The sequence below is a fragment of the Streptococcus sp. 210928-DFI.4.42 genome, assembly GCF_020554365.1.
GTDB classification, from domain to species: Bacteria; Bacillota; Bacilli; order Lactobacillales; family Streptococcaceae; genus Streptococcus; species Streptococcus parasanguinis_S.
On the sequence record NZ_JAJCHF010000012.1, the window covers coordinates 56,042 to 69,066 of the forward strand.

Consider the following 13,025-nt stretch of genomic DNA (forward strand, 5'->3'; position numbering starts at 1 on the left):
ACAAAACTATGTAAAATATGGTATAATTTAAGATAATTGTACTGTTGTTGGAAGAACAATAGTTGAATAAGGAGGTGTGACGATGTCGAATGCAACACTCGAGATGATGCAAGAGATCGAGCAAGCTGCTCAGGGCGTGATCGTAGGCTATGAAGCTCAAGTTGAACAAATCCGAACGGATTCGCGCGATCGCCTTGCAACAGTGGCACAGCATTACGATGAGGAAACCAAGCAATTGGTCACAGAGGCAGAAAAAAACGCCCAGGAAAGACTCGTCCGTTTAACGAAAGATCTGGAAGAAACGGTTGCGCGCAATGATGCCAGGGTACAAGAGGCGATGACCGATAAACGAGCTGGGCTAGTTGAAGCCATTGTAGAAAAGGTGGTAGCAAGCTATGGCCGTTAGTCAGATGCAAAAACTGTCCCTCATCTTACCCAAAGATGACTTGGATAGTCTCCTACTAGCGCTACAGTCTGAGGCAAAAATCCAGATTTATGACCTCAGTGAGCATGAAGAATGGCAGGCTGCCTTTGAGGCAAATACCTTGTCTCAACCCTTGACAGAGGACAATCGTCAAGCCTTGGTAGAGTTGCAAAAACGTCAAGAACAAGTTGAAAAAATGATTCAGACTCTGGAGCCCTACATGCCTGAGAAGAAGGCCCTGCAAGCTCTAAAGGAAGAACCCTTAAGCTTGTCTTTTGATGACTTGCAGGCCCACGGGATGATTCGAGACGAGGATCTTCTATTGACCAAGTTGAAACGCCAATTGCGCGTGTTAGACAAGGCTCGTCAGAAGATTGCGGATGCAAAGGGAGAGATAGAGCGCTTAGAAAAATGGCGACCGTTAGAGGTGACGCCAGCTGCTCTCGCTAATTTTCACTATGTGCATGGCTTGATTGGGACCATCCCAAATAGCGATACAGACGCTGTTCGTTCTTCCTTAAAAGCTCATCCAGAGCTGGAGTTAGAAGAAGTCTTTACGTCTGAGACTGAACACGGCTATGTCATCTTGTATCGTTCGGGAGATCGTGTAGCTGTTCAGGAGCTTCTAGAAGACCATGGGTTCAAAGAATTGGACTATGAAGAAGAGCAGGTCCCAGCCGTCTACTTGGATCGCCTAGAAGGGGAAATCAAAGAGCAAGAAGCTGTAGTTGCAGCAACCCTAGCCGAGTTACAAAACTCCCAGAAGGAGCTGGACCAGCTCAAGTACCAGATGGATTACTTGCTGAGTTTGGGAGCTCGTGAGGAAGCTAAGTCGCTTCTTGCTAGTACGCAAAGCTTGGTAGCCCTAGAGGGTTGGATTGAAACCTCCCAAGTGGCCTCATTACGAGACTTCTTGCAAGAAGGTTTTGGTTCTCGGGTCTTACTAGAGACACGCGATGTGACGGAAAAAGATTGGGATGACGTTCCGATCCAGTTGCGAAATAATGCCTTGGTAGAGCCCTTTGAATTAGTCACAGAGATGTACGCCCTGCCTAAGTATTACGAGAAAGATCCAACACCGATCGTTTCTCTCTTCTACTTTGTTTTCTTTGGCATGATGGTCGCAGATATCGGTTATGGACTGTTGCTAACCTTGGCGACAGGCTTTGCCCTTAAAGCCTTCAAGCTCAAGCCTGGTACAGCCAAGAACCTTCGTTTCTTCAGTCTCCTCGGAATTTCAGTTGCCCTTTGGGGTGTGGTCTATGGCTCTTTCTTTGGATTTGAGATGCCTTTTGCCTTGATCAGTACGACCAGTAACGCCATGACCATCCTGATCCTCTCAGTGGTCTTTGGTTTTGTCACTGTCTTAGTGGGACTGTTCCTAGGGGGAATGAAAAATGTCCGCCTCAAAGACTACACCGAAGCCTATAATGCTGGCTTTGCTTGGGTCTTGATCTTACTTGGTTTAATGCTTCTAGCAGTAGGCAATATCTTGCCAGGGATGAGCCTTCTAGTTCCGATTGGTAAGTGGCTGGCTATTTTGAACGCCATTGGGATCTTGATTGTTTCCATTGTCAGTGCCAAGAAGCTATCCGGTTTAGCGTCTGGTCTCTTTAACCTCTACAATGTTAGTGGCTATGTCGGAGACTTGGTCAGCTTCACCCGTTTGATGGCCTTGGGCTTGTCTGGAGCTAGTATCGGTTCAGCCTTTAACCTCATTGTCAATCTCTTCCCACCGCTTGGACGGTTTACGGTAGGGCTTCTGCTCTTTATCGTCTTACATGCCATTAATATGTTCCTGTCCTTCTTGTCAGGATATGTGCATGGAGCCCGTTTGATCTTTGTGGAGTTCTTCGGTAAGTTCTACGAAGGAGGAGGCAAGCCATTTCGTCCTCTCAAACCTTCTGAACGCTATATTAAAACAAAAAAATAAGTATTATCTTTAATAAATAGGAGTATATTCATGGAATCTTTAGCATCATATTTTTCAGCCCATGGGGGCGCCTTCTTTGCAGCATTTGGTGTGGCGATCGCCGTTGCACTTAGTGGAATGGGATCTGCCCTTGGGGTTGGTAAAACGGGTCAAGCAGCAGCAGCGCTCTTGAAAGAACAACCTGAAAAATTTGCCCAAGCCTTGATTTTGCAATTGTTGCCAGGTACACAAGGTTTGTACGGTTTCGTTATCGGGATCTTGATCTGGTTGCAAATTAAGCCAGATATGCCACTTGAAACAGGGGTCGCTTACTTCTTTACAGCTCTTCCAGTTGCGATCGTTGGTTATTTCTCAGCCAAACACCAAGGAAATGTTGCGACAGCAGGGATGCAAATCTTGGCCAAACGCCCTGAAGACATGATGAAAGGGGTTATCCTTGCGGCCATGGTTGAAACCTACGCCATCTTGGCCTTCGTTGTGTCCTTCCTATTGACCCTACGCGTCGGCTAAGACCTAGCTTTGATGGATTCGCCTTACGAGGCGAAAAACACAAGACGCATGCAATAGGAGAAAAAACGATATGGATGAACAAACCCAATTAAAGGATTCGATCTTGGCCCAAGCCCACGAAAAAGGGCGTAAACTCTTAGAAGAGGCCAAGGAAACCATCCTAAAAGAAGAGACTGCGCAAGAAGAGCGTTTGATCCAAGATAAACTCAATCAACGCTCCGAGCAGCTCAAGCGGATTCAACGTCAATTGCAACGTGAAACCCAACAAATCGAAAATAAAAAACGCCAATCAACCCTTGTCACCAAGCAACGAGTCTTAAAGGATCTCTTTGCGGATGCTTATGAAGCAATGGTGGCTTGGCCCCTTGAAAAGGAAATGCAGTTTGTAGATGCGGTCTTAGATCGCTATCAGGGACAAGTTGTGACCCTGACCTTCGGTGCGGTGAGCGCTGCTAAATTTGATTCAGCAGCTCTCGAGAGATTGAAGCAGACGCATCAGAATGTGACAGTTGCAGATGCAACGATCTCAGCTCAAGCAGGTTTTGTCTTGTCGGTTGGGAAGATTGATGACAACTATCTCTACCGTGATTTGGTGGATTCCATTTGGGAGCAAGAAAGCTACCAGATGGCAGCCAGCATTTTCACAAATGAAGAGAACTAGGAGGTTGCAATGAGCGAACGGACCTATTCTCAAGTCAATACAGGAATCAGCGTACGTGAGGCTAGTTTTGTCAGTCCCAGTCAGTTCGAGCAGTTGCTTGCAAGTCCCTCCAGCGAGAGTCGAGAAGGCTTGCTACAAGGGACACCTTATGCTTTAGATAGCCACGAGATCAAGGATTTATCAGTCCTTGAAGCCCGTCTGATGGCAGCCTTGTTGGCAGAATACCAATGGGCTTTTGAGGTAAGCCCTCAGTCAGACCTGGTTAGCCTTTTTACCTTGAAGTACACCTATCATAATCTCAAGGTTTATCTAAAACACAAGGCGACAGAGCGCAAGTTGGGGCACTTATTGATCCCTATCGGTCCTTATTCTCTCGATGTGCTCGAGCATTTGGTAGCGACCTTTTCTGCGGAGCATTGCCCAGCCTTTATGGCGGAAGAAGTGGCTGCAACCTGGCAAGAATTCCAAGACTATCAGGACTTGCGGGTCCTCGAAATTGGGATGGACTTAGCTTATTTTAAACATCTGAGATACTTAGGGGACAGCCTAGATCATCCGACTCTGAAGCAGTTGGTGGACGTGACCATTGACTTTTACAATGCGATTACAGTTAAGCGGGCCTTGGATCAGCAAAAACCGCATAGCTTTATGCACCAATTACTTTCAGATGAAGGGAGCCTCAGTGCCCATCAGGTGATCGACCTCCTAGAATCCGGTCAGTGGTTGACCTGGTTTTATCAAGTTAATCCGCTGGACTACGATCTCGCCTTAGAGACTTATGAAGAAAAGATGCGCACCGGTCAACTAAAGACCGTAGAGTTGGAGTATTTAGAGAGTTTGGTGAAATTCAGTCTTCTAGATGCTGGCCGTTTTGAAGTCGATGGACCACTCCCTCTTGTTCGTTATCTTTACGGAAAAGAGTTAGAGGTGACCAACCTTCGTTTGGTCCTCTCTGGTTTGGACAATGGTTTTCCGCTAGCAGAAATCAAAGAAAGGATGAGACCGATTTATGGACAAACAGACCTATAAGATCGCCGTTGTGGGCAATCGGGACGCCATCCTTCCTTTTCGCCTGATTGGCTTTCAAACCTATCCGGTCACAGAGCCACAAGAAGCGATCAATACCTTGCGAAAACTCAGTCGGGAAAACTTCGGGATTATCTACCTGACAGAGGATATTGCTCAGGCCATTCCAGATACAGTGGCTTTTTACGACCAGCAACTGACACCGGCTCTGATCCTTATCCCGACCCATAGAGGGACTACAGGACTGGGCCAACAGCGGATTCGTGATAATGTCGAAAAAGCAGTAGGACAGGATATTTTATGAGAACAAATGAATTTGGCCAAACGATTGGCGATGCACTGCCGGATTTTACTCCGGGGCGTCTGCCAGCTATTGAGCGGATCGAAGGTCGCTATACCGTGATCGAGCGCCTCTCAAAAGAAAAACATGGAGCAGATCTTTATCAGGTCTACGGGCCGGACTCTCCAGCAGCGATGTGGACCTTTCTGTTCAAAGGCCCTGCCCACAATGAAGAGGAGTGGGACCACTTATTAGATGATCTCATGACAGCCCAAGGTCGCTTTTACTATGCGATTGTAGACAAAGATTCAGGCAAGGCTTTGGGGACTTTCTCTCTCATGCGGATCGATCAAGCCAACCGGGTGATCGAAGTCGGAGCAGTGACCTACTCGCCAGCGCTCCAAAAGACACGCATGGCTACGGAAGCCCAGTATCTCTTAGCGCGCTACGTGTTTGAAGATTTAGGCTACCGCCGCTATGAGTGGAAATGCGATGCCTTAAACCAAGCATCTCGCAAAGCAGCTGAGCGCTTAGGGTTCACCTATGAAGGCTGTTTCCGTCAGGCTGTTGTTTATAAAGGTCGGACCCGTGATACAGACTGGTTGTCTATCATTGACCAAGAATGGCCAGCTATCAAACAGCGACTAGAAGCCTGGTTGGATCCAAGCAATTTCGATGCCAATGGCCAACAAAAGCAATCTCTAAGAGAGATAGCACAAAAGTAAAACAAAGAAACAAAGGATTCCCAGGAGGAATACATGACTCAAGGAAAAATTATCAAAGTTTCCGGTCCCTTGGTGGTTGCATCAGGGATGCAGGAAGCCAATATTCAAGACATTTGCCGGGTCGGCGATCTTGGTTTGATTGGCGAAATTATTGAGATGCGGCGGGACGAAGCCTCTATCCAAGTATATGAAGAAACGTCTGGAGTCGGTCCAGGAGAACCAGTGGTCACAACCGGAGCTCCCCTTTCTGTTGAATTGGGACCAGGCTTGATCTATCAGATGTTTGACGGGATCCAACGCCCCTTGGAACGCTTCCAAGAAGTGACTGCCAGTGACTTTTTGGTTCGCGGGGTGCAAGTTCCAAATCTAGATCGGGACACCAAATGGGCCTTCGAGCCAAGCGTGACTGAAGGGACAGAAGTGGTCGCTGGAGACATCGTCGGTACGGTTCAGGAGACCAATATGGTGGAACACCGCATCATGGTGCCTTTTGGTGTGAGTGGACGTGTGACCAAGATCGCAGCAGGTTCTTACACAGTGGAAGAGCCAGTCTATGAGATCGAGCAGGCAGATGGCAGTCTCTTTACTGGAACCCTGATGCAAAAATGGCCGGTTCGTCGAGGCCGTCCCTTTGCACAAAAACTCATTCCAGTAGAGCCTTTGGTCACCGGTCAACGGGTCATCGATACCTTCTTCCCTGTGACTAAAGGTGGAGCTGCAGCAGTTCCTGGTCCTTTCGGAGCTGGGAAAACAGTTGTGCAACACCAGGTGGCTAAGTTTGCCAATGTAGACATCGTAATTTACGTGGGTTGTGGGGAACGTGGAAATGAAATGACGGACGTTCTGAATGAATTTCCAGAATTGATCGATCCAACGACTGGTCAATCCATCATGCAACGGACTGTTCTGATCGCCAACACTTCGAACATGCCAGTAGCGGCGCGGGAAGCTTCCATCTACACAGGGATTACCATTGCCGAATACTTCCGCGATATGGGCTACTCCGTTGCCATCATGGCGGACTCTACTTCTCGTTGGGCAGAAGCTCTTCGTGAAATGTCTGGTCGTCTAGAAGAAATGCCAGGGGATGAAGGATACCCAGCCTATCTTGGTAGCCGGATTGCTGAATATTACGAGCGTGCAGGTCGGGTTAAGACACTTGGAACCGCTGCGCGTGAAGGTTCGATTACCGCCATCGGTGCCGTTTCCCCTCCAGGTGGAGACATTTCAGAGCCGGTGACCCAAAATACCCTGCGGATCGTCAAGGTCTTCTGGGGACTAGATGCTCAATTGGCCCAACGCCGCCACTTCCCAGCCATCAACTGGTTGAGTTCTTATTCTCTTTACCAAGATGAAGTTGGTCGCTATATCGATTTACATGAACAAATCAGCTGGTCTGAAAAAGTGACCCGCGCTATGAATTTGCTTCAAAAGGAAAGTGAATTGCAAGAAATCGTCCGCTTGGTTGGTCTAGATTCCTTGTCTGAAAAAGACCGCTTGACCATGAATGCGGCCAAGATGATTCGTGAAGACTACCTGCAACAAAATGCCTTTGATGAGGTCGATACCTATACCTCTTTCAGCAAGCAGGTGGCCTTGTTGACCAACATTTTGACCTTTGACCAAGAAAGTCAAAAAGCACTAGAATTAGGGGCTTACTTCACAGAAATCATGGAAGGAACCGTGGCTCTTCGAGACCGCATTGCCCGGAGCAAGTTCATCCATGAGGATCAGTTGGCAACCATCCAAGCCCTGAAAGAAGAAATCGTAGAAACCCTACACCAAATCGTCGCAAAAGGAGGAGTAGACAATGAGCGTGATTAAAGAATACCGTACTGTCAGCGAAGTTGTTGGCCCCTTGATGATTGTCGATCAGGTCGAAGGAGTTCACTACAATGAACTGGTAGAAATCAAGCTTCATGATGGAACAACCCGTCAGGGACAAGTCCTCGAAGTCCAAGAAGACAAGGCCATGGTCCAGCTCTTTGAAGGATCTAGCGGGATCAACTTGGAAAAAGCCAAAGTCCGCTTTACCGGACGTCCCCTAGAACTTCCTGTGTCTGAAGACATGGTGGGACGCATCTTTAACGGGATGGGCAAACCCATCGATGGTGGTCCAGAAATTATCCCAGAGAAATACTTGGACATTGATGGACAAGCCATCAACCCTGTTTCGCGGGACTATCCAGATGAATTTATCCAGACAGGGATCTCAGCCATTGACCATTTGAACACCCTAGTTCGGGGCCAAAAGCTTCCGGTATTCTCTGGATCAGGGCTTCCTCACAAGGAGTTGGCAGCTCAGATTGCTCGTCAAGCGACTGTGCTTAATTCGGAAGAAAACTTCGCCGTGGTCTTCGCGGCCATGGGGATTACCTTCGAAGAAGCCGAGTTCTTTATGAACGACCTTCGCGAAACAGGAGCTATTGACCGCTCTGTCCTCTTTATCAACCTAGCCAACGACCCAGCTATCGAGCGGATTGCGACTCCTCGGATCGCCTTGACCGCGGCAGAATATTTGGCCTATGAAAAAGACATGCACGTCTTGGTCATTATGACCGACATGACCAACTACTGTGAGGCCCTTCGGGAAGTCTCCGCTGCCCGTCGGGAGGTTCCAGGACGTCGGGGCTATCCAGGTTACCTCTATACCAACTTGTCGACCCTCTACGAACGTGCAGGACGTTTGGTTGGGAAAAAGGGATCGGTGACCCAAATTCCGATCCTATCCATGCCAGAAGATGACATCACCCACCCCATCCCTGACTTGACAGGCTACATCACAGAAGGTCAGATTATCTTATCCCGCGATCTCTACAATAGTGGTTACCGCCCACCGATCAATGTCCTTCCTTCCCTTTCTCGTTTGAAGGACAAGGGTTCTGGTGAAGGTAAGACTCGGGAAGACCATGCGGCGACCATGAACCAGCTCTTTGCGGCTTACGCCCAAGGAAAACAAGCCAAAGAACTGGCTGTAGTGCTTGGGGAGTCTGCCTTGTCAGATACCGACAAGCTTTATGTCAAATTTACGGACCGCTTTGAGCAAGAATACATCAACCAAGGCTTTACCACCAATCGGACGATTGAGGAAAGTTTGGATCTCGGTTGGGAACTCTTATCCATCCTTCCACGAACAGAGCTCAAACGGATCAAGGATGAGATGATTGACAAGTATCTGCTAAACAAAGAGGACTAGCCTATGGCACGATTAAATGTAAAACCAACTCGGATGGAGCTTAATATTCTCAAAGAGCGCCTCAAGACAGCAACCCGGGGTCACAAGTTGCTCAAGGACAAGCGGGATGAACTCATGCGCCGCTTTATTGAAGCTGTACGTGAGAATAATCGCCTGCGCCAAAAGGTAGAGGCGGCGCTGGTGGACAATATGCAAGATTTCGTGATGGCTAAGTCACTAGAGAGCGACCTCATGGTGGAAGAAATCTTTGCTGTACCTACGCGAGAAGTGATGCTGCATATTGAAGAAGAAAATGTCATGAGTGTGCGCGTACCCAAGCTCCATGCCCGTATCGATAATCCATACGGAGAGGATGAAGGGGACGTGGTTTATAGCTACCTAGCCTCCAACAGTCAAATGGACAGCACCATTCAAGAAATGGGAGATCTCCTCCCAGATTTGCTCAAATTAGCGGAAATTGAAAAAAGTTGCCAACTCATGGCAGACGAAATTGAGAAAACCCGCCGTCGAGTAAATGGACTGGAGTATGCGACTATCCCAGACCTCAAAGAGACCATCTATTATATCGAAATGAAACTCGAAGAAGCCGAACGCGCCAACCTCGTCAGAATCATGAAGGTAAAATAAGATACAAAGCCGTAAAAAAGCAAAGTGAAAATAGGGAGCAGGACAGAAGCACTGTTGTATAGAATGCTTCGTTGTCCTGCCCCACAAGGCTGATTAGGATTTTTCCGAGCTCTTAAAGCGAGAGAAAAATCCAATCAGCTACTGTGCCTTTGAAGTTAGTACTATTACAGTTTGCGTTTTTCACACAGTACTTAGCCCGGCCTCAATTACTTAAAAAAGACAAGAACCTCATCAAGAAACCATTCCTAGATGAGGTTTTTTTGCACCCTCTCACTCTTCTTCCGCTACCCTATTTTTATGTTACTAGTTTGTAACAATGTGACAAGAAAGACGAAATGTTACAAGAAAAATACAGTTTTGTTAAATAGCCAAAAAGGCCTTTTATTATTTTTAAATTGTGATAAGATAGTATAGTAGTTAATTTGTCCAAGAAAATCTTGAGCAAAAAAACAAAGAAAAAAGAGGATAAAAGATGAAATTAAAAGTTAATACGAAAGCCTTGATCGCTTCAACAGTAGCTCTTGCAGTGATTCCATTTACAAAAGCCACTGCAGAAACACTTGAAGATTGGGTAGCTCGCTCAGTAGATGAAATCAAACATGATATCCAACAAAGCGGTGAAAACCAACAAACTTATACCATCAAATATGGTGATACATTGAGTTCGATCGCAGAAGCGCTTGGAATCGATGTTCATGTGTTGGCAAACTTAAACAACATCAGCAACATGGATTTGATCTACCCAGGTACTGTATTGAAAACAACAGTAAATGATCAAAAAGAAGTAACTTCAGTTGAAATCCAAACTCCTCAAGCAGGTGCGACAGATGCAACCGTTGCAAGTGCTGACTTGACAACAAACCAAGTGACAGTTGATGACCAAACAGTCGCTGTCAACGATTTGTCTAAACCAGTAAACGAAGATAACAAAGCTGTTCCAGTAGCTCCAGCAGCGGAAACTCAAGAAGCCCCAGCGGAAGCTCCTGTAGTTGAAGTACCAGTAGCAGAAACACCAGCACAACCAGCTGTTCCAGAAACACCAAACTACGGTGCTCCAGCTGTCAATGTTGAAGTACAAAATCAAGAAGCAGCCCCAGCTGCTGCTCCTGAAGCTCCAGCAACTCCTGAAGCTCCAGCTGCTCCTCAATCTGCTCCAGTAGCAGAAGAAGCTCCAGCAGCACAACCAGCAGTAGAAACTGCTGCAGCACCTGAAGTGCAACCAGTAGCATCGACTCCAACAAGCGGAAATACTATTCCAACTGATCCAAATCTTCAACCTCAAGCGGAAGCTTTCCGTCAAGAAATTGCAGCGAAATTCGGTATCACCAATATCGGAGGATATCGTGAAGGGGATCCAGAAGACCATGGTAAAGGGCTTGCAGTAGACGTGATGGTTCCAACAAATTCAGAGCTTGGAGATCAAGTTGCACAGTATGCAATTGATAACATGGACCGTGCAGGTATCTCATATATTATTTGGAAACAACAATTCTACATGCCAGTAAATAACATTTACGGACCAGCTAATACATGGAACCAAATGCCAGACCGTGGTGGAGATACAGCAAACCACAACGACCACGTACATATCTCATTTAACGGATAATAAAACTTCGAACTAGGACTAGCTCCTAGTTCTTTTTTTGTATGCACAAAAAAAGCCGGAAGATGAATCTTCCAGCCGGACGATGGTTATAAAATATGATCGACTTTTTCCACCTGATAAAGAGCAATCGCCATGATAATGGTTAAGACCAGTAGCATGAGGATAGCTGGTCTCCAAGAGTGGAAGAGAGATTTGCTGTAGCCGAAGAGGATGGGACCAAAAGCAGCAAAGACGTAGCCTCCTGTTTGGGCAAGACCAGAAAGTTGAGCTGTCTTTTCAGGTGTACTGGATTTCATGGAGAAAGCGACCATGAGGTAAGGAAAGAGCGAACTAACGGAACTTCCTATCAGGGCATTGATGACGAGCCAGTAGAAGAAGTTGCTGGTCGGGATTAAGAGCATGGCTACTCCCAGAATCCCTACTCCAACAACAATAGCAAGCATCAAGCGTCGATTGCGATCGGACAACCGTGTCGTTAAACTTGGGATCGTCAAGGAGAATGGGAGACTGATCAAGGTGAACACGGAGGCAAGTAGTCCAGATTCAACCTTTGAAAGGCCAGCTTGAACAGCCATGGTCGGAAGCCAAGTCATACTTGTATAGAAAAGTAGTGACTGCAATCCTCCGAAAATCATGATAGCCCAGACATATTTATTGGTATACCATTTGTTACTAGCTTCAGCAGTAGCAGCCTTTTTGAGACGGTGGTTGTAGCGAAGGTTAGGAATCCAGATGACCAAAGCAAGAGCGCACAAGGCAGTCAAAAGAGTCACTAGACCTTGCCAAGAAGTGGCTTTGGTAATAGGAACCGCTACAGAAGAGGCGATCGCTGTGGACATCCCCATAGAGGTGATGTAGAGAGTTGTTAGCACACCGAGTTGCTTAGGCCGATTGGCCTGAATCAAGCTTGGAAGCAGAACATTGAGAAAGGCAATACTTGCTCCAATTAAGATGGTTCCCAGATAGAGAAAGGGAAGATTGATAATCCGAATGGCAGATCCGATCGTCATTGCGATCAAAACAAGAAAGAAGAGGCGTTCAATTCCTAATTTTTGAGCAAACTGAATCGCAAAAGGTGAGAAAATGGCAAAGGTGAGAAGTGGCAAGCTAGTCAATAGTCCCAGAGAGCTTACATCAACCCCCAAACCAGCTGCGATGTCAGACAAGACCGTCGGAAGTGTAGTAAATGGTGTTCGTAAAACAATCCCAAGCATAATGATGCTCGGGACGAATAATATAGAATGTGTTTTTTTCATAAATCCTCCTCTGACAAAAATTCTATTCATTATAACATAGATTGAGGCTAAATTGGAGTATTTCTACAAATGAAAGAGAAGAATCGTAGTTCTCACTGTCGTTCCAACTGCGTCAACGTACCTAAGCAAACTGATGCTCGTAAAGGTAATAAGGACCGTAGTTCTCGCTCCGCTCAAACTGCATCAATGTACCTAAGTTCGTCTGCGTCCCGATTGGACTTGACTCACTAAAATTAAGGATCGTAGTTCTCACTGTCGTTCGAACTGCATCAATATCTCTAAATTCGGTTGAACTCTCTGAGTTCACCTCATTAAGAGATATAGAAAAGCCACCGGTTTTGGTGGCTCTTATAGGGAGATTATTATGAAAAAGTTTAGGATTTTCTATCAAACAAAGTTAGGAGGTCTTTATTTGATGGTTTTATTATAAGGCGGTTTGCTTAAAGAAAACTTAAGAAAAGGCGCTGTGTATGAGAATCGGTCTTAAGGCTGATAAAATGTATTAGCTAGTATCACAAATAAGCTGTGTTTTTATTTATAATAACTTTTTCTTTTTAAAGGATGTAGTTTCCGCTCTGCTTAAACTGCGTCAATGTACCTAAGTTCACTACTGTTCGCTGAGCATTAAGGAACGTAGTTTTCGCTTCGCTCAAACTGCATCAATGTACCTAAGCTCACTACCGTTCGCTAAAGTACATAGAGAAAAGGCCACCGATTTTGGTGGCCCTTATAGGGAGATTATTATGAAAAAGTTTAGGATTTTCTATCAAACAAAGTTAGG

12 protein-coding genes are annotated in these 13,025 nt (G+C 46.3%); 11 read left to right on the top strand and 1 reads right to left on the bottom strand.

The features are described from left to right. Nucleotides 1–82: 82 nt before the first annotated feature. The 11 genes from LIZ08_RS06100 (at nucleotide 83) to LIZ08_RS06150 (ending at nucleotide 10,988) form a co-directional block, all read left to right on the top strand. Nucleotides 83–406 (top strand): hypothetical protein, encoded by a 324-nt coding sequence (locus LIZ08_RS06100; protein ID WP_024055125.1) that lies wholly within the window; start codon nucleotides 83–85, stop codon nucleotides 404–406. Next, nucleotides 396–2,357 carry a V-type ATP synthase subunit I gene (locus tag LIZ08_RS06105; protein WP_227038481.1) on the top strand — a complete coding sequence of 654 codons (1,962 nt, stop codon included), beginning with the start codon at nucleotides 396–398 and terminating at the stop codon, nucleotides 2,355–2,357. The genes LIZ08_RS06100 and LIZ08_RS06105 overlap by 11 nt, the downstream gene beginning before the upstream one ends. A 30-nt stretch (nucleotides 2,358–2,387) precedes the next feature. After that, nucleotides 2,388–2,867 carry a V-type ATP synthase subunit K gene (locus LIZ08_RS06110; protein WP_003009435.1) on the top strand — a complete coding sequence of 160 codons (480 nt, stop codon included), beginning with the start codon at nucleotides 2,388–2,390 and terminating at the stop codon, nucleotides 2,865–2,867. Between the two features lie 70 nt (nucleotides 2,868–2,937). Then, nucleotides 2,938–3,528 (top strand): hypothetical protein, encoded by a 591-nt coding sequence (locus tag LIZ08_RS06115; protein WP_070506095.1) that lies wholly within the window; start codon nucleotides 2,938–2,940, stop codon nucleotides 3,526–3,528. A 9-nt stretch (nucleotides 3,529–3,537) separates the two neighbouring features. Next, nucleotides 3,538–4,557: a V-type ATPase subunit gene (locus tag LIZ08_RS06120; protein ID WP_227038482.1), complete on the top strand. Its 1,020-nt coding sequence runs from the start codon at nucleotides 3,538–3,540 to the stop codon at nucleotides 4,555–4,557. Continuing rightward, nucleotides 4,538–4,858 (top strand): V-type ATP synthase subunit F, encoded by a 321-nt coding sequence (locus tag LIZ08_RS06125; protein ID WP_003009443.1) that lies wholly within the window; start codon nucleotides 4,538–4,540, stop codon nucleotides 4,856–4,858. The genes LIZ08_RS06120 and LIZ08_RS06125 overlap by 20 nt, the downstream gene beginning before the upstream one ends. Beyond that, nucleotides 4,855–5,559 (top strand): GNAT family N-acetyltransferase, encoded by a 705-nt coding sequence (locus LIZ08_RS06130; RefSeq protein WP_227038483.1) that lies wholly within the window; start codon nucleotides 4,855–4,857, stop codon nucleotides 5,557–5,559. Before LIZ08_RS06125 ends, LIZ08_RS06130 begins: the two co-directional genes overlap by 4 nt. A gap of 33 nt (nucleotides 5,560–5,592) precedes the next feature. Further along, nucleotides 5,593–7,383 (top strand): V-type ATP synthase subunit A, encoded by a 1,791-nt coding sequence (locus LIZ08_RS06135; protein WP_227038484.1) that lies wholly within the window; start codon nucleotides 5,593–5,595, stop codon nucleotides 7,381–7,383. Then, nucleotides 7,370–8,755, top strand: coding sequence for a V-type ATP synthase subunit B (locus LIZ08_RS06140; RefSeq protein WP_227038485.1), 1,386 nt, complete (start codon nucleotides 7,370–7,372; stop codon nucleotides 8,753–8,755). The genes LIZ08_RS06135 and LIZ08_RS06140 overlap by 14 nt, the downstream gene beginning before the upstream one ends. 3 nt (nucleotides 8,756–8,758) lie before the next feature. Continuing rightward, nucleotides 8,759–9,382: a V-type ATP synthase subunit D gene (locus LIZ08_RS06145; RefSeq protein WP_227038486.1), complete on the top strand. Its 624-nt coding sequence runs from the start codon at nucleotides 8,759–8,761 to the stop codon at nucleotides 9,380–9,382. A gap of 472 nt (nucleotides 9,383–9,854) precedes the next feature. Beyond that, nucleotides 9,855–10,988 carry a LysM peptidoglycan-binding domain-containing protein gene (locus LIZ08_RS06150; protein WP_227038487.1) on the top strand — a complete coding sequence of 378 codons (1,134 nt, stop codon included), beginning with the start codon at nucleotides 9,855–9,857 and terminating at the stop codon, nucleotides 10,986–10,988. An 86-nt stretch (nucleotides 10,989–11,074) separates the two neighbouring features. Here LIZ08_RS06150 and LIZ08_RS06155 read toward each other — a convergent pair whose 3' ends face one another. Next, nucleotides 11,075–12,244 (bottom strand): CynX/NimT family MFS transporter, encoded by a 1,170-nt coding sequence (locus LIZ08_RS06155; protein ID WP_227038488.1) that lies wholly within the window; start codon nucleotides 12,242–12,244, stop codon nucleotides 11,075–11,077. Between the last annotated feature and the right edge of the window lie 781 nt (nucleotides 12,245–13,025).

Bases quoted from the DNA above. Each gene is read 5' to 3' on its own strand.
- LIZ08_RS06125 (WP_003009443.1), top strand. From the start codon at position 4,538: ATGGACAAACAGACCTATAAGATCGCCGTTGTGGGCAATCGGGACGCC.
- LIZ08_RS06150 (WP_227038487.1), top strand. From the start codon at position 9,855: ATGAAATTAAAAGTTAATACGAAAGCCTTGATCGCTTCAACAGTAGCT.
- LIZ08_RS06110 (WP_003009435.1), top strand. From the start codon at position 2,388: ATGGAATCTTTAGCATCATATTTTTCAGCCCATGGGGGCGCCTTCTTT.
- LIZ08_RS06105 (WP_227038481.1), top strand. From the start codon at position 396: ATGGCCGTTAGTCAGATGCAAAAACTGTCCCTCATCTTACCCAAAGAT.
- LIZ08_RS06115 (WP_070506095.1), top strand. From the start codon at position 2,938: ATGGATGAACAAACCCAATTAAAGGATTCGATCTTGGCCCAAGCCCAC.
- LIZ08_RS06130 (WP_227038483.1), top strand. From the start codon at position 4,855: ATGAGAACAAATGAATTTGGCCAAACGATTGGCGATGCACTGCCGGAT.
- LIZ08_RS06120 (WP_227038482.1), top strand. From the start codon at position 3,538: ATGAGCGAACGGACCTATTCTCAAGTCAATACAGGAATCAGCGTACGT.
- LIZ08_RS06155 (WP_227038488.1), bottom strand. From the start codon at position 12,244: ATGAAAAAAACACATTCTATATTATTCGTCCCGAGCATCATTATGCTT.
- LIZ08_RS06145 (WP_227038486.1), top strand. From the start codon at position 8,759: ATGGCACGATTAAATGTAAAACCAACTCGGATGGAGCTTAATATTCTC.
- LIZ08_RS06135 (WP_227038484.1), top strand. From the start codon at position 5,593: ATGACTCAAGGAAAAATTATCAAAGTTTCCGGTCCCTTGGTGGTTGCA.
- LIZ08_RS06140 (WP_227038485.1), top strand. From the start codon at position 7,370: ATGAGCGTGATTAAAGAATACCGTACTGTCAGCGAAGTTGTTGGCCCC.
- LIZ08_RS06100 (WP_024055125.1), top strand. From the start codon at position 83: ATGTCGAATGCAACACTCGAGATGATGCAAGAGATCGAGCAAGCTGCT.